This is a genomic window from Porticoccus sp. GXU_MW_L64 (assembly GCF_052983295.1).
Window position 1 is genome coordinate 164389 of sequence record NZ_JBRKJK010000006.1, and the last position, 20754, is coordinate 185142.

Below are 20754 nucleotides of genomic sequence, written 5' to 3' on the forward strand. Positions count from 1 at the left end.
GAATATTGAACTCCATAATAAGAAACAGGGGGAACCATGCTCAATAAACTTCGTAACCTGGGTCCTGGCGTATTGGTTACCGCCGCCTTTATTGGCCCCGGCACTGTTACCGCCTGCACCGTTGCCGGTGCCAGCTTTGGCTATGTGCTGCTGTGGGCGCTGCTGTTCGCTACTCTGGCCACCATTGTTTTGCAGGAAATGTCGGCGCGCCTGGGCACCATTACCCAGAAGGGCATGGGCGAAGTTCTGCTGCACAGCTTGCAGCAGTCACCGCTCAAGTGGCCACTGTTTATTTTGGTATTGCTGGCCTTGTACGCCGGTAACGCCGCTTACGAAGGTGGCAACCTGGCGGGTGCGGCGCTGGGAGTAGAGGCAGTTTTTGGCGATTCACCGCTGGTTTTCAACAGTGCCGTAATCGCCTTGACCCTGCTGGGGGGTACACTGCTGTTGCGGGGCAGCTATCGGCAAATTGAAAAGGTATTGATCGGCTTGGTACTGCTGATGGGCATTGCCTTTATTGTCACCTTCTTTGTGGTTGGCCCCTCTGTTACGGATATGCTAGCCGGCATGTTTTCGCCGCAAATCCCCGAAGGCAGCTTGCTAACGGTTATCGCCCTGATAGGCACCACCGTAGTGCCCTACAACCTGTTTCTGCACGCCTCCGCCGCCAAGACGCGCTGGAAAGGGGAAGGTGATTTATCAGAGGCTCGCAGCGACGCGGTAATCTCTATTGGTTTGGGCGGTTTGATCGCCATATTGATTGTCTCCACCGCTGCTGCCAGCCTGTTTGCCAACCAGATTAGCGTTAACAGTGCCGCTGATATGGCGGTGCAGTTTGAGCCACTGTTCGGTTCGTTTTCAAAATACCTGCTCGGTCTTGGCCTGTTTGCCGCTGGCTTAAGCAGCACCATTACTGCGCCCCTGGCCACCGGCTATGCGGTGTCGGAGATACTGCAATTAAAAGGTGGAGCCAGCGGCAAAGGGTTCAGAATTATTGCGGTCAGTATTTTGCTGATTGGCGCGGCATTGGCTCTGACCGGCATTAAGCCAATCAAGATTATCTTGCTGGCGCAATTCGCCAATGGTCTTCTATTGCCTATCGTTGCCGGGTTTTTGCTCTACGCTATGAACCGCAAAAACCTGTTGGGTGAACACGCCAATGGCTGGCTGGCCAATAGCTTAGGCATTGGGGTAGTGGTACTGACGGCTGGTTTGGGGGCAAGGATGATCGCCAAGGGGTTGGGGGTGATGTAGCGCATACCTGCACCACCCTCAAGCATGAGAGTAGCTACACTATGGCGAAAGAGGTTGCAGACTCCCCTTCTTAGGAGATTCTTCGCTACGCTCAGAATGACAGTATAGCTACTCAGCCACGTCTGTATTTTGCCCACCAAAAGCCGCTAACAAGCTGCGAATCAGCTCCGCCAGTTCCAGCGTCATAATGGAAAAGTCCACGTCAAAGCGTTCGGCGGCGTCACTGGTATACACCTCGTCCGCTTTGTCCTGAATCATATCCCCGTAACGAATGCGCTTGATGGTGAATTTCTCGTCCACCAGGCAGGCAATGCCGCTTTTTGAGATCAACTCAATCTTGCTGACGTACATACCCGCCTGAATGTGATTGCGGATTTCAGCGGCGGTCAGCAGTTGGTTTTTGCAGCGAATTACCCCGCCTTCGTCGCTGGGGTCGCGCAGTTCGCATTCCGTACCCAGCTCAAAGCCTTCCGGAGCCTGGCCGGATTGCAGCCAGCCGGTCATTACCTGGGCGGGAGTATCCATGGTAGTCAGTGGCACCACCGGCAGAGAACCCAGCGCCGCACGCAGCCCTTCGCAAAAGTCTTCGCCACCTTTGGCAGAGGCGGAATTCACCACCAGAAATTGGCCTTTGCTATCCACATATCCGTGCTGAATGCGGGAACGCACAAAAGCCCTGGGCAGCAGGGAGAAGATCATCTCGTCCTTGATTTCCTGGCGCTCCTTGCGGCCCACCTTGCGGCCCTGTTGCGCCTCGATCTCGTCCACTTTCTCCTGCACCTGCTCATTGACCACGGCGGCGGGCAATACCTTGTCCTGGCGTTTGGCAGCGAGCATGTGAAAGCCGTTACTGCTGTGCAGAAACAGCCCGTCTTCCCCCGCCCTGCTTCCACCCAGGGGCGGCACCCAACCGATGCGACTGACATCCTGACTGCCACAGGGTGTAAACGCCTGCTCCGCCAATTGGTTGTGCAGCGCACTCTCGTCGATATCAAAGGACTGGGTAAAACGGAAGACCTGGATATTTTTGAACCACATACCGGGGATGCTCTTGTTATTTTCGGGCGGCGACTATAGCAAAATTTGTCGGCATGTTTGTTAGAATGCCTGTCCATTTATGACAATACCCTGCCATGCAACAAATCCAGTGGTACCCCGGCCATATGCACAAAGCCAGCAAAGAGATGAAAAAGCTCTTGCCGGAGGTGGACCTTATTATCGAAGTGCTGGACGCGCGCATTCCGTTCAGCAGCGAAAACCCCATGATTCGCAGTATTCGCGGCGACAAGCCCTGCATCAAAGTGCTGAGCAAAAGCGACCTGGCAGACCCCCGGCGCACCGCCATTTGGCAGCAATACCTGGAGCGGGAGCAAGGGGTGAAAACCCTGGCCATCACCACTGAAGACCCCAACCGGGCGCTGCAAATCACCGACCTGTGCCGCAAAATGCTGCCCCACAAAGACCAGGGCGCGAAAAGCATTAACGCCATGATCATGGGCATTCCCAACGTGGGCAAATCCACCCTGATCAACCTGCTGGCCGGGCGCACCATCGCTAAAACCGGCAACGAGCCGGCTGTCACCAAAGGCCAACAGCGCATTAACCTGCGCAACGGCATTGTGTTGCACGACACCCCCGGCGTACTCTGGGCCAATCTGGAAAACCGCAATACCGGCTATCGTTTGGCGGTGACCGGGGCGATTAAAGATACCGCCATCGACCACGACGACGTGGCGTTTTTTGCCGCTGACTTTTTACTGGCCAACTACCCCGGGCAAGTAGCCGAGCGCTACAACATTGCCCGATTGCCGGACCCGCACAGCCCCAGCCCGGCACTGGAATTGCTGGAACTGGTAGGCGCAAGGCGCGGCTGCCTGGGCAGCGGTGGCCGGGTAGACCTGGATAAAGTAGCGAAAATACTGTTGACTGAGCTGCGCGCCGGCACCATCGGCCCGCTGACCCTGGAAACCCCACAGGAAATGGAACAAGAGCTGGCACAACTGGATATTATCCGCGCAAAAAAAGCCGCCAGACAGGACGCCCGTAAACAACGACACAGAGGGAACGCTGAATGAAATCGCTAACAATCATTATCCTTACCGCCGCCCTGGTGGTGGGGGCATTTTTTCTGTTCAAACCTCAAACCACTGACAATGGCAACCCCATTACCCCACCCTGGGATATCACAGTACACGAAGACGGCAGCAGTTCCGTATTCGGCATTCAACTGGGTGAAACCGCTTTTATAGAGGCCGCTCACATTCTGGGCTGGGACCGGGAGGTGGCCATACTGATTGGCAACGACGATGTAGCCAGTCTGGAAATGTACTACAGCCGCTTCCGCAGCGGCGCTTTTACCGGCAAACTGGTGGTGGCCTCCAATGCATCACCCCACGTGGCCGCGCAACTGGCAGAACAATCCGCGGGCGGCGAATACCTGGGCACCGGCTCCCGGCGTTTCGATATCGAACTGTCGCAACTGGACAGCAGTCAAAAACTGGCGGTAAAGACCCTGAGCTTTATTCCCACTATTAACCTGGATGCGGAAATTATCGAAGGTCGCTTCGGCAAAGCCACAGAAATTATAAAAGTCGGCGACAGCCAGCACTTCCTCTACCCGCAAAAAGGGCTGGATATCGCCCTCAACCCCAAGGGCAAGGAAACCCTGCAGTACATCGCCCCAAAGCACTTTCACCTGCTGCATCAGCCATTGGTGCAGCAACCGCCTGAGCAACCTCAATGAGCAATCAACACAGTGCCGACATTCTCGGCAAAACCAACCAGCTGCGAGTCGTCAAACAGCTGGATTTTGGCGTCTATCTCGATGGCGGTGAACTGGGGGAAATTCTGCTGCCCAACAAATGGCTGCCGGAAAACTGCAAACCCGGCAACCTGGTAAAAGTGTTCGTCTACCTGGACAGCGACGACCAACCCATCGCCACCACCCAGCGCCCACGCATTCAGGTAGGCCGCTGCGCGCATTTGACATGTGTGGAGGTAAACAAAATCGGCGCCTTTATGGATTGGGGGCTGGCCAAAGACCTGTTGGTGCCCTTTGGCGAACAAAGCAAACCCATGCGCGAAGGTTACAGTTACACCGTATTCGCCTATGTAGACAACGCCAGCCAACGCATTGCCGGCAGCACCAGGCTCAACCGCTTCTTGCCAGAAACCGCTGATGGCAATTTCAGCCCTGGGTTGCCGGTAAAACTGCTGATAAGCGGCCGCACCGACATGGGCTACAAGGCCGTCATTGACGGCACTCACCTGGGTCTGCTGCACAAAAGCGAAGCCCTGCAAGGCATACAAATCGGTAAAAAAATTGACGGATTTATCAAAGATATTCGTGACGACGGCCGCATTAACCTATGCCTGCAAAAACACAACAAAGCCAGCCGGGATCAGTTGCAACAGCAAATCCTGGATTATCTAAAGGAGCAGGGTGGGGTTTCTTACCTGACTGATAAAAGTCTGCCGGAAGCGATTTATGCGCAGTTTAAAGTGAGTAAAGGAAGTTACAAGAAAGCGCTGGGTGGGCTGTACAAACAACGGCTGATTGAGATTGATAACGAAGAAATTCGCTTAACCTTGTAGGGTGGATTAGCGCAGCGTAATCCACCATGTCCGAAATAGTTGGTGGATTACGCTGCGCTGACCCTACAAACAACCCTGTTCAGACCGCCACCGCGCACGAAGGAAAGAACCAGGATACAAAAGCTATAGATTCCCGCCTGCGCGGGAATGACGAAATCCAACCTTCCCCCAAATTACCACCAACACCCCACCCAAGATCAGCACTGACGCCAGCAGCAATCGCAAGGTAATTCCCTCCCCTGCAAACACCACACCACCAACAGCGGCAATCACCGGCACCAATAACTGCACCACTGCCGCCTGCACAGACGTAATGCCCTTTAAAGCCACGTACCAGATGGCGTAACCCACACCAGAGGTGAGCGCACCGGAAACAATCGCCAACATAACCCCCCGTGACGACAACTGGGCAAACGGAAATACAATGGCCAGCAAAACTGCAACCATTGGCATGGTATGCAAAAAATAGCGTGCGGTGTCCAACAAGGGATTTTGCGCCCCTTTGCCAGCAAGGGTGTACAGCCCCCAGGCGATACCGGCCAGGCACATCAACGCACTGCCTGCAAAAGCAGGTGCGCTATAAGAGGTTGGCAACACCAGATAAACAAACCCTGAAAAAGCGACCAATGCGCCAACCCATTCGGCAATAGTCAGTTTATTGCCCGACCAAAGCCCGGCAACAATAATGGTAATTTGCACAGTACCGAACAACAGCAACGCCCCAATACCCGTAGGCAACGAAATATAGGCATAGGAAAATGCCGCTGCGTAAACAAAAAGGTATAGAGCGCCTTTCCAGTTACTGCGGGTCTGTTCGGTTTTGTCTCGAACAAGAACAGACACCAGCAGCAATAAGGTAATCGCACCTGACAGCAACCGAATGGCCGTAAAGCTGCCTGCATCAATAACCCCTTCTGCCAGTGCAAGACGGCACAAAATCGAGTTACCGGCAAACGCCAGCAGTGCCAGCACAGTGCAAACAAGGATTTTCATAGAGGTGATTATTGAGTGAGTATTTCGCCGGGGTCAAGGCAAAACGGTTCTGCCTTCAAATACATCCACTCAGGCAGATCATCGACATCACAAAGCTGGCACCCGCACGCACCCTTCCATCAGAATTCTCGCACTGCGACTCATAATGGCTTTTGTCACACTCCATTGGTCACCCTGCTCTACCGCTTCTGCCCCCACTTTTAAAGTGCCGGATGGGTGCCCAAAGGTAACCGAATGACGTTCACCACCCCCGGCAACCTGATTGACCAAAGTACCGGGAATCGCCGCGGCGGTGCCAATGGCAACCGCAGCGGTGCCCATCATGGCGTGGTGGAGTTTGCCCATGGACAGTGCGCGCACATTCAAATCGATGCTCTCGGCGGTGATGCTCTTGCCGCTGGAAGCAGTGTAATTTTGCGCGGGGGCGACAAAGGCAAGTTTGGGTGTATGCTGGCGCTGCGCAGCCTCATCTATGGAAGCTATCAGGCCCATATTAACAGCACCGTATGCGCGCAACGTTTCCAGTCGTTCCAGTACAGCTTCGTCGCTATTGATACTGTCTTGTAGCTCAGTTCCGGTGTAGCCAAGGTCAGCGGCATTGACAAAAATAGTGGGAATACCCGCGTTGATCAAGGTGGCTTGAATGGAGCCACTGGCCACAATATTTTCTGGCACTTCGATGCAATCAACCAGATTGCCGGTGGGGAACATGGAGCCTTCAGCGTCTGCCGGGTTCATAAATTCCAGCTCAATTTCAGCGGCGGGGAAAGTTACACCGTCCAACTCAAAATCGCCGGTTTCCTGTACCTGAGCGTTGGTGATCGGCACATGGGCAACAATGGTTTTGCCGATATTGGCCTGCCAGATACGCACTACCGCTACACCATTTTCGGGAATACGATCCGCACTTAACAAACCGCTGTGTATGGCAAACGGCCCCACCGCCGACGACAGGTTGCCGCAGTTGCCACTCCAATCCACGAAGGGTTTGTCGATGGACACTTGGCCAAACAGGTAGTCCAGATCGTGACCGGGCTGGCTGCTTTTGGAAACGATTACGGTTTTGCTGGTACTGGACGTTGCGCCGCCCATACCATCAGTCTGCTTACCGTAAGGGTCCGGGCTGCCAATCACACGTTGCAGTAACTGATCGCGAGCTGCGCCGGGAACCTGAGCGGATTCCGGCAAATCTTCAAGGCTAAAAAAAACGCCTTTGCTGGTGCCACCGCGCATATAGGTGGCGGGGATGCGAATTTGGGGGGCGTGGTTCATTACATTGTCTCGCACTATTTTGTAGGGCGGATTAGCGTCAGCGTAATCCGCCGCTCTTTCTGGTGGATTACGCTGACGCTAATCCACCCTACGGGTCGTATCATTCTGAGGGAGCGGCAAGAAAATCCTGCGCAAAACGTTGCAATACACCACCGGCTTGGTAAATCGACACCTCTTCGGCAGTGTCCAAACGGCAGATAACGGGCACTTCTTCCCTGTCACCATTACTGCGAGTAATCACCAATGTCAGAGTCGTCCTTGGAGCTGGTTTTCCCTGCACATCGTAAATTTCAGTGCCGTCGATACTCAGGGTGTGGCGAGTAACGCCGGGCTGAAACTCCAGTGGCAATACACCCATGCCAATCAGGTTGGTGCGGTGTATGCGTTCAAAGCCTTCCGCCACGATCACTTCCACCCCGGCCAGACGTACGCCTTTGGCGGCCCAGTCCCGGGAGGAGCCTTGTCCATAATCCGCACCGGCAACGATAATCAGCGGCTGTTTGCGCTGCATATAGGTTTCGATGGCTTCCCACATGCGGGTGACTTTGCCGTCCGGTTCGATACGGGCCAGGGAGCCCTGCACCACTTCGCCATTTTCCTGCACCATTTCGTTGAACAGTTTCGGATTGGCAAAGGTGGCACGCTGAGCGGTGAGGTGGTCACCCCGGTGGGTGGCGTAGGAATTAAAGTCTTCTTCCGGCAGGCCCATTTTCGCCAGGTATTCGCCGGCAGCGCTGCTGGCCATAATCGCGTTGGAGGGCGACAGGTGGTCGGTGGTGATGTTATCGCCCAGCACTGCCAGTGGGCGCAAGCCACTCAAACTGCGCTCGCCAGCCAGTGCGCCTTCCCAGTACGGCGGGCGGCGGATATAGGTACTTTGTGGACGCCAGTTGTACAGGGGGTCACTTTTTTCCACCCCATCCTTTTCCAAGTCAAACATTGGAATATACACATCGCGGAATTGCTGCGGTTTTACTGCCTTTTTCACAATGGCGTCGATGTCTTCATCGCTTGGCCAAATATCTTTCAAGGTAATGGGCTTGCCATTCTGGTCGTGGCCGAGCACATCTTTTTCAATATCAAAACGAATAGAGCCCGCCAGTGCGTAGGCCACCACCAGCGGCGGCGATGCCAAAAACGCTTGCTTGGCGTAGGGGTGAATACGGCCATCAAAATTGCGGTTGCCGGACAGCACCGCCGTTGCGTACAGGTCGCGATCGACAATTTCCTGCTGAATGACCGGGTCCAGGGCACCGCTCATGCCGTTGCAGGTGGTGCAGGCAAAGGCCACCACACCAAAGCCCAGTTGTTCCAATTCTGGCAAAAGGTCCGCTTCTTCCAGGTACATTTTTACGGTTTTGGAGCCGGGTGCCAGAGAGCTTTTTACCCAGGGTTTGCGGGTTAAACCCAGGCGATTGGCATTTCGCGCCAGCAATCCGGCGGCGATAATATTGCGCGGGTTACTGGTGTTGGTGCAACTGGTGATGGCGGCAATAATAACTGCGCCGTCTGGCATTTCGCCTTCGGTCTCGGTGTACTCGGCGGCAACACCCCGCTCCGCCAGTTGTGCCGCAGGCAACAAGGCGTGCGGGTTGGATGGCCCGGCCAGGTTGCGACCAACAGTGGATAAATCAAAGGTTAATACGCGTTCGTATTGAGCGTTCTTCAGGTCGTCTGCCCACAAACCAGTGTGCTTGGCGTACTGTTCTACCAGGGCCACCTGCTCGTCGTCGCGGCCTGTCATTTTCAGGTAATCAATGGTTTGCCCGTCGATAAAAAACAGGCCAGCGGTAGCGCCAAATTCCGGGGTCATGTTGGCGATGGTGGCGCGGTCGCCCAGGCTGAGCCTGGAGGCACCCTCGCCATAAAATTCCAGGTAGGCCCCCACAACCCGTTCGCGGCGCAAAAATTCCGTCAGCGCCAGTACCAGGTCGGTACCGAGAATACCCGGCTGTAATTCGCCGGTTAATTTCACACCGACAATATCCGGCAAACGCATCCAGGAGGCCCGGCCCAGCATCACGCTTTCCGCTTCCAGGCCACCAACACCCACAGAAATCACTCCCAGAGCATCCACCATAGGCGTGTGGCTGTCGGTACCCACGCAGGTGTCCGGGAAGGCCACGCCATCGCGCACCTGCACCACCGGCGACATTTTTTCCAGGTTGATCTGGTGCATGATGCCGTTGCCTGGGGGAATCACATCCACATTGTCGAAGGCGGTTTTGGTCCAGTTGATAAAGTGGAAACGGTCGTCGTTGCGGCGGTCTTCGATGGCGCGATTTTTTTCAAAAGCGTCTTCTTCAAAACCGGCGTGCTCCACTGCCAGGGAGTGATCCACAATTAACTGAGTGGGCACCACCGGGTTTATTTGCGACGGGTCGCCACCTTTGTCAGCAATGGCGTCACGCAAACCGGCAAGGTCCACCAGTGCGGTCTGGCCGAGAATATCGTGGCACACCACCCGCGCCGGAAACCAAGGGAAATCCAGCTCTCGCTTGCGCTGAATAATTTGTTTTAACGAATCGGTTAATCTGTGCGGGTCGCAACGGCGCACCAGATTTTCCGCCAATACGCGGGAGGTATATGGCAGTTTATCGTAGGCACCAGGCTGAATGGCTTCCACCGCTGCGCGGGTGTCGAAAAAATCCAGCTCGGTGTTGGGTAGTGGCTTGCGATATTGAGTGTTCATAACTTGGCTCGCTGTTCGTCATCGCGAGCGTAGCGCGGCGATCTCCAGCCAGGCACTTCGGCTTTAGAAGATTGCCGCGTCGCTGCGCTCCTCGCAATGACGGGTGTATGGAAATTACCTTTCAGTTATGGGCGATACAGTGCGGTTTTCTGGCCCGGTATATTCCGCAGACGGGCGAATAATGCGGTTGTCGGCGCGCTGTTCAAATACGTGAGCGGCCCAGCCGGTGACGCGGCTCATAACAAAAATGGGCGTAAACAGTTTTGTGGGTATGCCCATAAAGCTGTAAGCAGAGGCGTGGAAGAAATCGGCGTTACAGAACAAACCTTTTTCCCGTTTCATTACTGCTTCGACGCGTTCGGAAACGGCGTACAAATGCTCATCGCCCACATCGTCGGAAAGCAGTTTTGACCAACCTTTGATAATGGCATTACGCGGATCGCTTTCGCGATATACCGCGTGACCGAAGCCCATGATTTTTTCCTTGCGTTCCAGCATGCCGAGAATTTCTTGCTCCGCTTCGTCGGCACTTTTCCAGTTTTCGATCATAGCCATGGCCGCTTCGTTGGCACCGCCGTGCAGCGGGCCGCGCAGTGTGCCGATAGCTCCGGTAATGCAAGAATGCAGGTCGGAAAGAGTGGATGCGGTTACCCGGGCGTTAAAAGTCGAGGCATTAAATTCGTGTTCGGCGTACAGAATCAGCGAAGCGTGCATCACTTTTACATGCAGGTCGCGGGGCGCTTTACCGTGCAACATAGTGAGAAAGTGGCCGCCGATGGAATCGTCAGCAGTTTCTGTTTCAATACGTACGTTGTCGTGGCTGTAGCGGTACCAGTAGCAGATAATACTGGGGAAAGCAGCCAGCAGGCGGTCGGTTTTTTCATCTTGTTCGGAAAAGTCGTTTTCCGTTTCCAGGTTGCCCAGCATGGAACAACCGGTGCGCATCACGTCCATGGGGTGGGCATCGGCGGGAATGCGTTCCAGCACATCTTTTACCGGTTGGGGCAAGCCGCGCAGGGCTTTCAGTTTGGCTTTGTAGTCCGCCAGTTGCTGGCTGTTGGGCAGCTCGCCTTTAAGAATCAAATGGGCGACTTCTTCAAATTCACAGTTGGCCGCCAGGTCTTCAATATCATAGCCGCGGTAGGTCAGGCCAGAACCTTCCACACCGCAAGTACACAATGCAGTTTTACCCGCCACCTGACCCCGCAGGCCAGCACCACTGAGTTCTTTTTTCATTCTAAAAACCTCTTAATTAAGAATATTCGCCATCGCGAGGCCAAAGGCCGTGGCAATCTCCTGATATCAACGTAACCGGGCCGAGATTGCTTCGCTACGCTCGCAATGACGGGAGTAAAATATCGTTACTTGTTTTTCCCTTCCGCAAACAGACTATCCAGCTTTTGTTCGTAGTCGTGGTAATTCAAAAAGTCGTACAACTCCATGCGGGTTTGCATGCTGTCCACCACCGCCTTCTGGTCGCCGTCTTGCAGCAGGTGTTGATACACATTGACGGCGGCCTTGTTCATGGCTCGGAAGGCACTGAGCGGGTACAACACCAGGTCGGCACCGTTATCCACCAGCTCCTGTTTGTTGTACAGCGGCGTCTGACCAAACTCGGTGATATTGGCAAGGATAGGCACGTCCAGTGCTTCGCGGAAGGCGCGGTAGTGTTGCAGCTCTGTAACGGCTTCGGCAAAAATGCCATCGGCACCGGCTTCCACAAATGCCTGGGCCCGTTCAATGGCCTCCTGCAAACCACACTGGGCAAAGGCATCGGTGCGCGCCATAACAAAAAAGCTGTGGTCGCTGCGGGCATCTACGGCAGCCTTTACCCGGTCGCACATTTCCTCGCTAGACACCACTTCTTTATTGGGGCGATGGCCACAGCGCTTTTGCGCCACCTGGTCTTCAATATGCACCGCCGCCGCACCTGCCTTTTCCATGTCTTTAATGCTTTTGGCGATATTGAATGCCCCGCCCCAGCCGGTATCGATATCCACCAACAGTGGCAATTCAGTGGCAGCGGTAATGCGGCGCACATCTGCCAGCACATCATTAAGACTGGTCATACCCAGGTCGGGCAAGCCGTAGGACGCATTGGCAACGCCACCACCAGACAGATAAATGGCCTGGTGCCCTACCCGCTCGGCCATCATTGCGCAGTAGGCGTTGATGGTGCCCACCACCTGCAGGGGTTTGTTATCGATAATCGCCTGACGAAACCGGGCGCCGGGTGTTGTAGAGTTGGTCATTTAATTTCCTCAGTGCTAGTGCCTGTTATTCTGAGCGCAGCGAAGAATCTCATTGCTGTATTGGCTGTGAGATCCTTCGCTGCGCTCAGGATGACGTAAATAAACAGTCAAGATGACAACTTGCTCAATTGCATTTCAACATGACGCCTTGACGTGCGAATATGGCGACGCATCAACATCTCTGCCATTTCGCCGTCGCCATCGGCAATGGCGTCGGCGATAAAACGGTGTTCGTTAAAGCCCGCTTTGACTCGCGGCGTACCCATGGAAAACTGGTAGCGGTACATGCTGACTTTGGGGTACAGCTCGTCGCACAGCAGCTGGATCAAATTGCTGTTTTTGCTGCCGTGTATCACCTGATAGTGGAAGTCCAGGTCGCCATTGCGGTAGCGTTCCTGATTGGTATTGCTGGCCTGTTGGCAGCTGCTGTCCACCAGTTGTTGCAAGGCGGCCACTTCTTCTTTGTCCATATTGCGAGCCGCCAGACGGCAGGCCAGCCCCTCTAATGATTCGCGAATTTCGTACAGCTCCCAGAGTTCTTCAACACTCAGTGTGGCCACCCGCGCACCCACGTTGATACGGCGAGTCACCAGGCGGGCTGCTTCGAGGCGGCTGATGGCCTCGCGAATGGAAGAACGGCTTACCTGATAATTGCGGGACAGCTCCGGCTCGCTGATTTTTGAGCCACTGGGAATGGCGCCGGTAATGATTTGCGCCACCAGTGTGGTGTAGACCTGATCGACCGTTGACTGAGGCGAACCCTGGGAGGTAACTAAGTGCATAGCAATTCAGATTGTCTGACAATTTGAGCGGATATTACGCTTTGCAATACAAATAATCAATTTTTTAAGAGATATTGTCGACATATGTCTAATGCTGACTGAAATTCCCACAAACACCAATCGAGAGCCCAATCGGGAGTTCCTTTGCCTGGATATTAGGGTCATAATGACTGCGGGATCGACAGGAATTTACTCAAAAAAACACAGTCTCACCCCCTATGCCAAGAAAACTGATACGCCGCTGGATGCCCGATCCCGAGAAAGTCACCCGCCAACGGGGGCTGCGCTGGCTAGGCCCTTTGCTGGAAGACCCCAACCTGTTTCATCTCACCCGCCACTCGGTTTCCCTTGCCTTTCTGGTGGGTATTTTTATGGCGTTTATCCCCATTCCCTTTCAGATGCTGGTGGCCGCATTGCTGGCCTTGTGGCTGCGCTGCAACCTGCCTATTTCTGTTGGTCTGGTATGGATTACCAACCCCATTACCATCCCGCCCATGTTTTACGGCACTTATCTGGTGGGCACACTGATTCTGGGCATCGAACCCATTGAGCTAACCATCGAAGTAGATTGGGAATGGCTAAAAACCGAAGGGGCAAAAATCTGGAAGCCGCTGCTGATTGGCAGCTTGAGCTGCGGGGTGTTTTTCAGTGTGCTGAGCTACTGGGCGATTCGCCTGCTGTGGCGCTGGCATGTGGTGTATAACTGGGAGAAAAGGAAGAGAAAGGTGACAGGTGACAGGTGACAGGCACACTAATGAATTTCCTGTGGCCTTTAGCGCAAAGCGCGTCCTGTTACCTGTTTACTCGTGTCTTAATTCATCCGCCGGTCTCACTTTCCCCGCCCGCCATGCCGGGTGCAGGGTGGCCAGCATATTCAGGGTAAATGCCACCGCCACAACGACCGTCACATCCCCCCACATCAGGTGCGATGGCAGAACATCCACTGGATAAACTTCGGTATTTAGCAGGGTAACCCCAAGCTGCTGCTCCAGCCATTTGGCCCATTGACCCACATAACTGGCGATCAGAACACCCAGGCTGGCACCAATGGCGCAGCCCATCAGCCCGATCAATGTGCCTTTGACGAAGAAAATCCCCAGTATGTCGCGGCTGCTGCACCCCAGGGTTTTGAGAATGGCGATGGCCGGGCGTTTGTCGGACACCGCCATCACCAGCATGGACACCACGTTGAAGGCTGCGATGGCGACAATCAGAAAAATCAGAATCAGCACCAGGTTGCGAGAGCCCTGAATGGCCTGATACAGATTGCCGTAGCGACTGGTCCAGCTGCGTACATACACACCGGGAATATCTCGCTGCAACAGATAACCCTGCTGACTGGCGGAAAAAATATCCTGCACTTGCACCTGCAGTGCTTGAGGCCTGTCACCCTGCCCGGCCAGCTCACTGGCCAACGACAGGCGGGTAAACGCCAGTTGCTGATCCAGCTCGGTACCGGTATTGAACAACCCCACCAGGGTGAACACCACAATGCGGGAAGCGCGTCCAGCGCCGCTGTAATCAGTAGCTGCAGGCACCACCATACGCAGCCGCTCACCAATCGCAACCCGCAACTGTCGAGCCATTTTTTCGCTGATGTAGAGTGGCTTCTCCACACCATCGGCAGCGCCCAGATCGAGTTGAGACTGCAGTGCCGGGTTGCCATTGCCAAACCGCTCACCATGAAGCACCACCGGTTGAACCCGACCGCGATGGCTGAGCATGCCGGTAACGTCGGTAAACGGCGTCACCGAAAGAATCCCCGGCCGCTCAGCAACCTTACCCGCCAGTAGCTGCCAGTCGTCAATACCGCCGTGCTCGTACACCTGAATATGCGTCACAAGATCGAGAATTTTGGTGCGCAGCTCCCGGTCAAAACCGTTCATGACCGCCAGCACCACAATCAACAGCGCCACCCCGCACACCAGGCCAGTCACCGCCAGACCGGAAATAAACGACACCAGTTTATTGCCGGAACTGGCAAAGAAATAACGCAGGCCGACGAAAAGCGGAATGGATTTAAACACCGTCGACGTCCAGCAGCTGCCCGCGATCCAACTTCAGGGTACGCCCCATTTGCGCCGCCACCTGGCGGTCGTGAGTCACAATCACAAAACTGGTTTGCCGCTCCCGATTAAGGCGCAGTAACAACTCCAAAATGGATTGTGCGGTTTCAGAATCCAGATTGCCGGTGGGCTCGTCCATCAACACACAGCCGGGCCCGGATACCAATGCCCGGGCAATAGCCACCCGCTGACGCTCACCGCCAGACAGCTCTGCGGGCTTGTGAGTAAGCCGCTCACCGAGCCCAACCTGGGACAATATCTCTGCCGCACGCTGGCGAGCTTGCGCAACCGGCGTTTTGCCAATCAGCAACGGCATAAACACATTTTCCAGCGCGGTAAATTCCGGCAACAGATGGTGAAACTGGTAAACAAACCCCAGGTGACGATTGCGCCACCGGGCACGCTCGTTTTCCGAACAGGGGCCGATTTCCTTGCCGGCAATAGCGACGGAACCCTGGCTGGGATCATCCAGCCCGCCCATCAGGTTCAGCAGCGTGGTTTTGCCAGAACCGGATGCGCCGATAATGGCGATGGACTCCCCTTTTGCCACGCTCAATTCCAAACCGCTAAGCACCTCAATTGTCTCTGGCCCCTGCTTATAGGTTTTCGTCAGAGCACAACATTGCAGCACAGTTGATTTATTCATTTCCTGATTATTCCACTGAAGGTTAAAGCACAATTGCGGTTTGGGTGTTTGTGACCGTTGACAGCAGGGACGCTGTCAACGAGCCTCCAGGGACGGATCCACGGCGTGTCACAAACACCCAAACCGCAGTTGTGCCTAATGATCGTACCTCAAGGCTTCCGCCGGCTGGATACGGGACGCCTGCCAAGCGGGATACACCGTTGCCAACAGACTCATCAACACCGCACCACCGCACACGGCCAGCACATCCTGAGGCAACAATATGGAAGGCAGCGTGGTGGTGTAATACACATCCGGGTCAAATACCGTAGCCCCAAGCAACTGCTCAAACCAGGCCACCACATCCCCCACCGCTGCTCCCAACAGACAACCAACGGTGGCCCCAAGAACAATCCCCAACAAGCCGGTCATGGTGCCCTGAACCATAAAAATGCCCACCACCTGCCCGGCGGAAGTGCCCATAGAACGCAACACTGCGATGTCCTTGCGCTTGTCCGATACCATCATCACCAGATTGGCGACAATATTGAAAGCCGCCACCGCGATCACGATAGCCAGCAGCAGCCCCACCACCACCTTTTCCATACGAATAGCGGCGGACAAACTGCCCAACTGCTCCTGCCAGTCAATCAACTTGTACTGCTCTGGCAAATCAACACCCAGGCGTTGCGCGACACCTGTGGCGGCCATGGGCTCAACCAGGCGAACCCGCAAACCATCCACCTTGTCGCCACGGCGATACAGGCGCTGGGCATCCGCCAGGTGCAAAAACAGCAGTCCACTGTCAACCTGAGCCCCCACCTCAAACACCCCGATAACCGTGATGTTCTTTTCACGGGCGAAGACCCCCATGGGTGTGGCAGACACCACCGGCAGCGTCATGCGAATACGGTCCCCCACTACAGCCCCCAACGTGCGAGCAGTCTGGGCACCGATAATAGCGCCGAATTCACCGGGAGCCAGCAGTGCAAAATCCCCCAACAGCATATTGTCGTCAATCTGGCTGACAGTGCGCTCCTGCTCAGGGTTTATGCCCTGCACCTGCACCCCTTCAGTGCGGTTTTGCAGGCGCAACATGGCGTAGCCTTGCACAAACGGAGCCACCGCCTGCACCGCATCATCTGCCAGTAATTGTTTACCCTGTTGCTCTATACCTGCCAGCGAAGCACTGCCGCCATCACTGCCCTGCAACACCATATGGGGCACAACATTAAGCACACGACTGTATATTTGCCCCGCCAGGCCGTTCATCACCGAGAGTACAATAATCAGCGCCATCACCCCCAGCGCCATGGCACCAAAGGAAAACCCGGACACAAACGAGACAAAACCCGTGCGGCGCTTGCTGCGGATATAACGCAGGCCGATAAACAGAGGCAGGTTTGCAGTCATAGGATTGGGTAATTTTTGAGGAAAGTGCCGGGATTAAAGCGAAATAACGGTGCCAGCACAACTGTGATCTGGTGCGCTTTATTGCCGCAACCACTTGCACTTTAACGCCGAATACCTACTATGGGGGTTAAAGGAACCAACGATGGTGGACAATACGATGCCTATGACAATAAAAGCAATAAAAGCCACAACAACTGCCCTCGCCCTGATCGCCGCAGGCGCAATGTTCAGTGCCACTGCAAGTGCTGACGAACTGCGAGTTCCAGTTGGCAAGCAGGCCGCTGACAAGCAGGGCATGGAAAAACCCCGCAACGGCGAAACCAAGCAACAGGTGCAAGACAAGTACGGTAACCCGGATAAACAAAACGGTCCTGTGGGCGATCCGCCCATTTCATCCTGGGAGTACAGCGATTACGTGGTGTATTTTGAATACGACCGGGTATTGCATGCGGTACTTAAAGGCAGCGCCAAACCGGTTCAATAAGCCGTTTTAGGGGCAAAAAAAACGGGCGCTCAATCGAGTGCCCGTTTTTTATGCTTTTCGCTAAATTAGCTGTGCAGCTAACTATGCAGGAATGAAAACCTTACTCAGGATTTACGTTCTCTGCTTGTGGGCCTTTTTGACCCTGAACAACGTTAAAGCTAACCGCTTGGCCTTCGGCCAGGGTTTTAAAGCCGTCGCCCTGAATTGCACTGAAGTGTACAAATACATCGGGGCCAGATTCTTGCTCAATAAAACCAAAACCTTTGGATTCGTTGAACCATTTTACTTTACCAGTGGTTTGAGACATGGGTCTTTCCTTCAAAATTACACATTACTGCCTTCCGGCGTGGAATGGAAAACAGGTGTTGCCTATGGAGCTTAACGAATGTGTATCTTTGCAGAAAGTACACGACCTTTAACGTACCAAGGTAAAAACTGAATCCCAGCCCGGATTATAGCCATCCGGCGATGGGGGTCAATGACGATCTTGTGACAATTGACAGAGTAAACGAGTTATCTCGCTGACTCTGTCACCCTGAGCGCAGCAAAGGACCCCTCTGCTGAGTTTCACAACAAGATCCTTCGCTGCGCTCAGGATGACGGGTGCTTTTTCGTGGCATCGTAGGCCAAATCGCTATTTCCAGCGTCTTGCGCCTGAATGGATTCGCACTTGTTGGGGTCGCCGCCGCACAGGTCACAGCTGTAATCTTTCTCGCCCAGGGCCGCGCCCACTCCACCGCAGGAACCCGCCAGGGGTTTGCGGCCCATAATTACACCGATGGCCATACCGGTGATCAGCAATACAACAAGCCCGATGGCGAGTACAAATGTCAGCATGTGTGTTTCTTAAATTGTGTCATCCTGAGAAGCAACGCGAGGAAGGATCTCAGAGGTTGGGTACTCAGAGGTTAGTACACCGGGATCCTTCACTGCACTCAGGATGACGGGTTGATATAGTGTTCAAAATAACGGCTATAACGGGCTTCGAAGCCCTGCCCCTGTTTGACCAGCAGATACACCGGCAGTTGCAGCTGCTCCGCCAGCGCCAGGGCACGGTCTTCGCCCATCACCATAAAAGCGGTAGCCAGGGCATCAGCGCGGGCGCAATTATCGGCGATTACCGTCACCGACGCCAGTTTATGAGTCACCGGATAACCGGTTTGCGGGTCAATGGTGTGGGAATAGCGCACCCCGTTGCGCTCAAAATAATTGCGGTAGTCACCGGAGGTAGCCACCGCCGCATCGGTAACGTCCACTCCAATGCGAATGGCCCGGGGACCAGTGGTGGGCTTTTCGATGCCAATACGCCAGGATGTGCCGTTGTCCTTGACACCACTGAGGCGCATTTCACCGCCCACTTCCACCAGATAGTTGGTCAGCCCATAAGAGGCCAGCAATTCACTCACCAAATCCACCCCGTAGCCCTTGGCCACTGCCGACAGGTCAATACGGATATCAGCGGTTTTGTGGGCTTTGAGGCCTTCCAGTATCAATTTGTCAAACCCAATTCGCTGCTGCTGCCGCTCAATATCTGCAGCGCCGGGCACGTTGTCGCCTGTAAATTCTGGCCCAAACCCCCACAAATCCACCAACGGGCCAACCGTGGGCTCAAATGCACCTTCACTGTCGCGATATATGCCCTTGCTGATGGCAAGCACCTCCATCAACTCCGGCGCCAACACCATGGTTTTGCCCACCGGCAATTGATTGAACTGACTCAGCTGTGAATCCGATTTGTAGGTGCTCATCAAATCATTGACCCGATCCAGCACATCCTCAATCTGCTGTGGCAAATCCGAGGGCACGCTTGGGGCAATCACCGTCACATTGTAAACAGTGCCCATGGTGGCACCGGCAAATTTGTGAGCTTTTGCCTGGGGGGTGGGTTGGCACGCTGTTAGCGCTGTAAGCAGCACAAGCGAAGCAATCCGTTTGACGTTCGACGTTGGACGTTCGACGAACTGGCTTCGGAGCTGTCGTCCAACGTCCAACGTCCAACGCCCAACACCGACCTTCAACCAAAAAAACAGGGCCAATGGCCCTGTTTTCGTCTGTCTTCTGACTTCTGTCATCCGACCTCTGTTACCCCCCAAAGTCATCCAGGAAGATATGGTCACTTTCCACACCCATATCCTCGAGCATTTTGATCACAGCGGCGTTCATCATGGGCGGGCCACACATGTAGTATTCGCAGTCTTCCGGCGCTTCATGGTCCTTCAGATACTGTTCGTACAAGACATTGTGGATAAAACCGGTGAGCCCGTCCCAGTTGTCTTCCGGCTGCGGGTCCGACAGGGCCAGGTGCCACTGAAAGTTGTCGTTCTCAGCGGCCAGCATGTCGTACTCATCGTCGTAAAAGCACTCGCGCAGTGAACGGGCACCGTACCAAAAGCTCATCTTGCGCTTGGATTTGATGCGCTTGAGTTGGTCGAAGATATGCGAGCGCATGGGGGCCATACCAGCACCACCGCCAATAAACACCATCTCGTTGTCGGTGTCTTTGGCAAAAAACTCACCGAACGGGCCGTATACCTTCACCTTGTCGCCGGGCTTCAGGTTAAACACGTAGGAAGACATTTGCCCACAGGGAATGCCCTTGGAACCGGGAGGCGGTGTGGCAATGCGGATATTGAACTTCACCACACCTTTTTCTTCCGGGTAATTGGCCATGGAGTAGGCGCGAATTACGGTGTCATCCACCTTGGATTCCAGGTCGAAGAAGCCAAAGCGCTCCCAGTCATCACGGTATTCTTCTTCGATGTCAAAGTTGGAATATTTGACGTGGTGTGGTGGGCATTCCAGCTGTACGTAACCACCGGCGCGGAAGTCTACATTCTCCCCTTCCGGCAGTTTCAGGGTCAGCTCTTTGATAAAGGTGGCCACGTTGGGGTTGGATTCCACCGTGCATTCCCACTGCTTGACGCCAAACACTTCTTCCGGCACTTCGATTTTCATGTCCTGCTTGACGGGAACCTGGCAGGACAAACGCCAACCTTCATTGGCTTCGCGCTTGGTAAAGGCGGATTCCTCGGTGGGCAGAATGGAGCCGCCACCGGATTCCACCACACAGCGACACTGGGCGCAGCTACCGCCGCCGCCGCAGGCCGAGGGCAGGAACAAACCCGCCTCTGCCAAGGTTTGCAGCAGCTTGTCGCCAGCGGGCACATGAATGGTTTTCTCGCCGTTAATATCAATGGCCACATCACCACTGGAAACCAGCTTGGAGCGAGCGCTGAGAATAAAGGCCACCAGCGCCAGCACGATGATCGTGAACATGGCAACGCCGATAACGATAGTCATATTTTCCATCTATTCTACTCCTGGCGC

20 protein-coding genes are annotated in these 20754 nt (G+C 54.7%); 6 read left to right on the top strand and 14 right to left on the bottom strand.

Annotation, left to right across the window (positions count from 1 at the left end):
* Window positions 1–36: 36 nt before the first annotated feature.
* Window positions 37–1254, top strand: a complete 1218-nt coding sequence (locus ACVBEJ_RS06200; protein ID WP_447128742.1) for an Nramp family divalent metal transporter — start codon at window positions 37–39, stop codon at window positions 1252–1254.
* A gap of 108 nt (window positions 1255–1362) precedes the next feature.
* On the opposite strand, the gene rdgC is transcribed toward ACVBEJ_RS06200, so the two are convergent.
* The gene (gene rdgC, locus ACVBEJ_RS06205) at window positions 1363–2292 is read right to left on the bottom strand and encodes a recombination-associated protein RdgC (protein WP_447128743.1); all 930 of its coding nucleotides are present in this window, start codon (window positions 2290–2292) and stop codon (window positions 1363–1365) included.
* A 95-nt stretch (window positions 2293–2387) separates the two neighbouring features.
* Between rdgC and ylqF the strand changes: the two genes are divergently transcribed.
* Genes ylqF through ACVBEJ_RS06220 form a run of 3 tightly spaced genes read left to right on the top strand, consistent with a single transcriptional unit; the run spans window position 2388 to window position 4848 of the window.
* Complete coding sequence (gene ylqF / locus ACVBEJ_RS06210; RefSeq protein WP_447128744.1) at window positions 2388–3329, top strand: ribosome biogenesis GTPase YlqF; 942 nt, start codon at window positions 2388–2390, stop codon at window positions 3327–3329.
* Window positions 3326–3997 (top strand): hypothetical protein, encoded by a 672-nt coding sequence (locus tag ACVBEJ_RS06215; RefSeq protein WP_447128745.1) that lies wholly within the window; start codon window positions 3326–3328, stop codon window positions 3995–3997. Before ylqF ends, ACVBEJ_RS06215 begins: the two co-directional genes overlap by 4 nt.
* Entirely contained in the window at window positions 3994–4848 is an 855-nt protein-coding gene (locus tag ACVBEJ_RS06220; RefSeq protein WP_447128746.1) for a CvfB family protein, read from the top strand. Before ACVBEJ_RS06215 ends, ACVBEJ_RS06220 begins: the two co-directional genes overlap by 4 nt.
* Window positions 4849–4971: 123 nt before the next feature.
* On the opposite strand, the gene ACVBEJ_RS06225 is transcribed toward ACVBEJ_RS06220, so the two are convergent.
* From ACVBEJ_RS06225 to ACVBEJ_RS06250, 6 genes are all read right to left on the bottom strand, one after another.
* Window positions 4972–5841 (bottom strand): DMT family transporter, encoded by an 870-nt coding sequence (locus tag ACVBEJ_RS06225; protein ID WP_447128747.1) that lies wholly within the window; start codon window positions 5839–5841, stop codon window positions 4972–4974.
* Window positions 5842–5928: 87 nt separating this feature from the next.
* Window positions 5929–7113, bottom strand: coding sequence for a 2-methylaconitate cis-trans isomerase PrpF (gene prpF / locus ACVBEJ_RS06230; RefSeq protein ID WP_447128748.1), 1185 nt, complete (start codon window positions 7111–7113; stop codon window positions 5929–5931).
* A 100-nt stretch (window positions 7114–7213) separates the two neighbouring features.
* Window positions 7214–9805, bottom strand: a complete 2592-nt coding sequence (gene acnD / locus ACVBEJ_RS06235; RefSeq protein WP_447128749.1) for a Fe/S-dependent 2-methylisocitrate dehydratase AcnD — start codon at window positions 9803–9805, stop codon at window positions 7214–7216.
* A gap of 114 nt (window positions 9806–9919) precedes the next feature.
* Window positions 9920–11041: a bifunctional 2-methylcitrate synthase/citrate synthase gene (prpC, locus tag ACVBEJ_RS06240; RefSeq protein ID WP_447128750.1), complete on the bottom strand. Its 1122-nt coding sequence runs from the start codon at window positions 11039–11041 to the stop codon at window positions 9920–9922.
* Window positions 11042–11166: 125 nt separating this feature from the next.
* On the bottom strand, window positions 11167–12057 hold the full coding sequence (gene prpB / locus ACVBEJ_RS06245) for a methylisocitrate lyase (protein ID WP_447128751.1): 891 nt from the start codon (window positions 12055–12057) through the stop codon (window positions 11167–11169).
* Between the two features lie 107 nt (window positions 12058–12164).
* On the bottom strand, window positions 12165–12839 hold the full coding sequence (locus ACVBEJ_RS06250; RefSeq protein WP_447128752.1) for a GntR family transcriptional regulator: 675 nt from the start codon (window positions 12837–12839) through the stop codon (window positions 12165–12167).
* Between the two features lie 218 nt (window positions 12840–13057).
* Here ACVBEJ_RS06250 and ACVBEJ_RS06255 point away from each other — a divergent pair, with 218 nt between their 5' ends.
* Window positions 13058–13582: a DUF2062 domain-containing protein gene (locus ACVBEJ_RS06255; RefSeq protein WP_447128753.1), complete on the top strand. Its 525-nt coding sequence runs from the start codon at window positions 13058–13060 to the stop codon at window positions 13580–13582.
* Between the two features lie 57 nt (window positions 13583–13639).
* On the opposite strand, the gene ACVBEJ_RS06260 is transcribed toward ACVBEJ_RS06255, so the two are convergent.
* From ACVBEJ_RS06260 to ACVBEJ_RS06270, 3 genes are all read right to left on the bottom strand, one after another.
* A complete protein-coding gene (locus ACVBEJ_RS06260) occupies window positions 13640–14866 on the bottom strand; it encodes an FtsX-like permease family protein (protein ID WP_447128754.1) in 1227 nt (408 codons plus the stop codon).
* Window positions 14859–15551, bottom strand: a complete 693-nt coding sequence (gene lolD / locus ACVBEJ_RS06265) for a lipoprotein-releasing ABC transporter ATP-binding protein LolD (protein ID WP_447128755.1) — start codon at window positions 15549–15551, stop codon at window positions 14859–14861. The genes ACVBEJ_RS06260 and lolD overlap by 8 nt, the downstream gene beginning before the upstream one ends.
* A 135-nt stretch (window positions 15552–15686) precedes the next feature.
* Window positions 15687–16943, bottom strand: a complete 1257-nt coding sequence (locus ACVBEJ_RS06270) for a lipoprotein-releasing ABC transporter permease subunit (RefSeq protein WP_447128756.1) — start codon at window positions 16941–16943, stop codon at window positions 15687–15689.
* 157 nt (window positions 16944–17100) lie between these two features.
* Between ACVBEJ_RS06270 and ACVBEJ_RS06275 the strand changes: the two genes are divergently transcribed.
* Window positions 17101–17427: a hypothetical protein gene (locus tag ACVBEJ_RS06275; protein WP_447128757.1), complete on the top strand. Its 327-nt coding sequence runs from the start codon at window positions 17101–17103 to the stop codon at window positions 17425–17427.
* A 100-nt stretch (window positions 17428–17527) separates the two neighbouring features.
* Here ACVBEJ_RS06275 and ACVBEJ_RS06280 read toward each other — a convergent pair whose 3' ends face one another.
* From ACVBEJ_RS06280 to nqrF, 4 genes are all read right to left on the bottom strand, one after another.
* Window positions 17528–17734, bottom strand: coding sequence for a cold-shock protein (locus ACVBEJ_RS06280; RefSeq protein ID WP_289151186.1), 207 nt, complete (start codon window positions 17732–17734; stop codon window positions 17528–17530).
* A gap of 284 nt (window positions 17735–18018) precedes the next feature.
* Entirely contained in the window at window positions 18019–18264 is a 246-nt protein-coding gene (nqrM, locus tag ACVBEJ_RS06285) for a (Na+)-NQR maturation NqrM (RefSeq protein WP_447128758.1), read from the bottom strand.
* A 98-nt stretch (window positions 18265–18362) separates the two neighbouring features.
* Window positions 18363–19271 (bottom strand): FAD:protein FMN transferase, encoded by a 909-nt coding sequence (locus tag ACVBEJ_RS06290; protein WP_447128759.1) that lies wholly within the window; start codon window positions 19269–19271, stop codon window positions 18363–18365.
* A 238-nt stretch (window positions 19272–19509) separates the two neighbouring features.
* Window positions 19510–20736, bottom strand: coding sequence for an NADH:ubiquinone reductase (Na(+)-transporting) subunit F (gene nqrF, locus ACVBEJ_RS06295; RefSeq protein ID WP_447128760.1), 1227 nt, complete (start codon window positions 20734–20736; stop codon window positions 19510–19512).
* Window positions 20737–20754: the final 18 nt, after the last annotated feature.

Coding starts and splice junctions, on each gene's coding strand:
- ACVBEJ_RS06200 (WP_447128742.1), top strand. CDS start 37: ATGCTCAATAAACTTCGTAACCTGGGTCCTGGCGTATTGGTTACCGCC.
- rdgC (WP_447128743.1), bottom strand. CDS start 2,292: ATGTGGTTCAAAAATATCCAGGTCTTCCGTTTTACCCAGTCCTTTGAT.
- ylqF (WP_447128744.1), top strand. CDS start 2,388: ATGCAACAAATCCAGTGGTACCCCGGCCATATGCACAAAGCCAGCAAA.
- ACVBEJ_RS06215 (WP_447128745.1), top strand. CDS start 3,326: ATGAAATCGCTAACAATCATTATCCTTACCGCCGCCCTGGTGGTGGGG.
- ACVBEJ_RS06220 (WP_447128746.1), top strand. CDS start 3,994: ATGAGCAATCAACACAGTGCCGACATTCTCGGCAAAACCAACCAGCTG.
- ACVBEJ_RS06225 (WP_447128747.1), bottom strand. CDS start 5,841: ATGAAAATCCTTGTTTGCACTGTGCTGGCACTGCTGGCGTTTGCCGGT.
- prpF (WP_447128748.1), bottom strand. CDS start 7,113: ATGAACCACGCCCCCCAAATTCGCATCCCCGCCACCTATATGCGCGGT.
- acnD (WP_447128749.1), bottom strand. CDS start 9,805: ATGAACACTCAATATCGCAAGCCACTACCCAACACCGAGCTGGATTTT.
- prpC (WP_447128750.1), bottom strand. CDS start 11,041: ATGAAAAAAGAACTCAGTGGTGCTGGCCTGCGGGGTCAGGTGGCGGGT.
- prpB (WP_447128751.1), bottom strand. CDS start 12,057: ATGACCAACTCTACAACACCCGGCGCCCGGTTTCGTCAGGCGATTATC.
- ACVBEJ_RS06250 (WP_447128752.1), bottom strand. CDS start 12,839: ATGCACTTAGTTACCTCCCAGGGTTCGCCTCAGTCAACGGTCGATCAG.
- ACVBEJ_RS06255 (WP_447128753.1), top strand. CDS start 13,058: ATGCCAAGAAAACTGATACGCCGCTGGATGCCCGATCCCGAGAAAGTC.
- lolD (WP_447128755.1), bottom strand. CDS start 15,551: ATGAATAAATCAACTGTGCTGCAATGTTGTGCTCTGACGAAAACCTAT.
- ACVBEJ_RS06270 (WP_447128756.1), bottom strand. CDS start 16,943: ATGACTGCAAACCTGCCTCTGTTTATCGGCCTGCGTTATATCCGCAGC.
- ACVBEJ_RS06275 (WP_447128757.1), top strand. CDS start 17,101: ATGCCTATGACAATAAAAGCAATAAAAGCCACAACAACTGCCCTCGCC.
- ACVBEJ_RS06280 (WP_289151186.1), bottom strand. CDS start 17,734: ATGTCTCAAACCACTGGTAAAGTAAAATGGTTCAACGAATCCAAAGGT.
- nqrM (WP_447128758.1), bottom strand. CDS start 18,264: ATGCTGACATTTGTACTCGCCATCGGGCTTGTTGTATTGCTGATCACC.
- ACVBEJ_RS06290 (WP_447128759.1), bottom strand. CDS start 19,271: ATGGGCACTGTTTACAATGTGACGGTGATTGCCCCAAGCGTGCCCTCG.
- nqrF (WP_447128760.1), bottom strand. CDS start 20,736: ATGGAAAATATGACTATCGTTATCGGCGTTGCCATGTTCACGATCATC.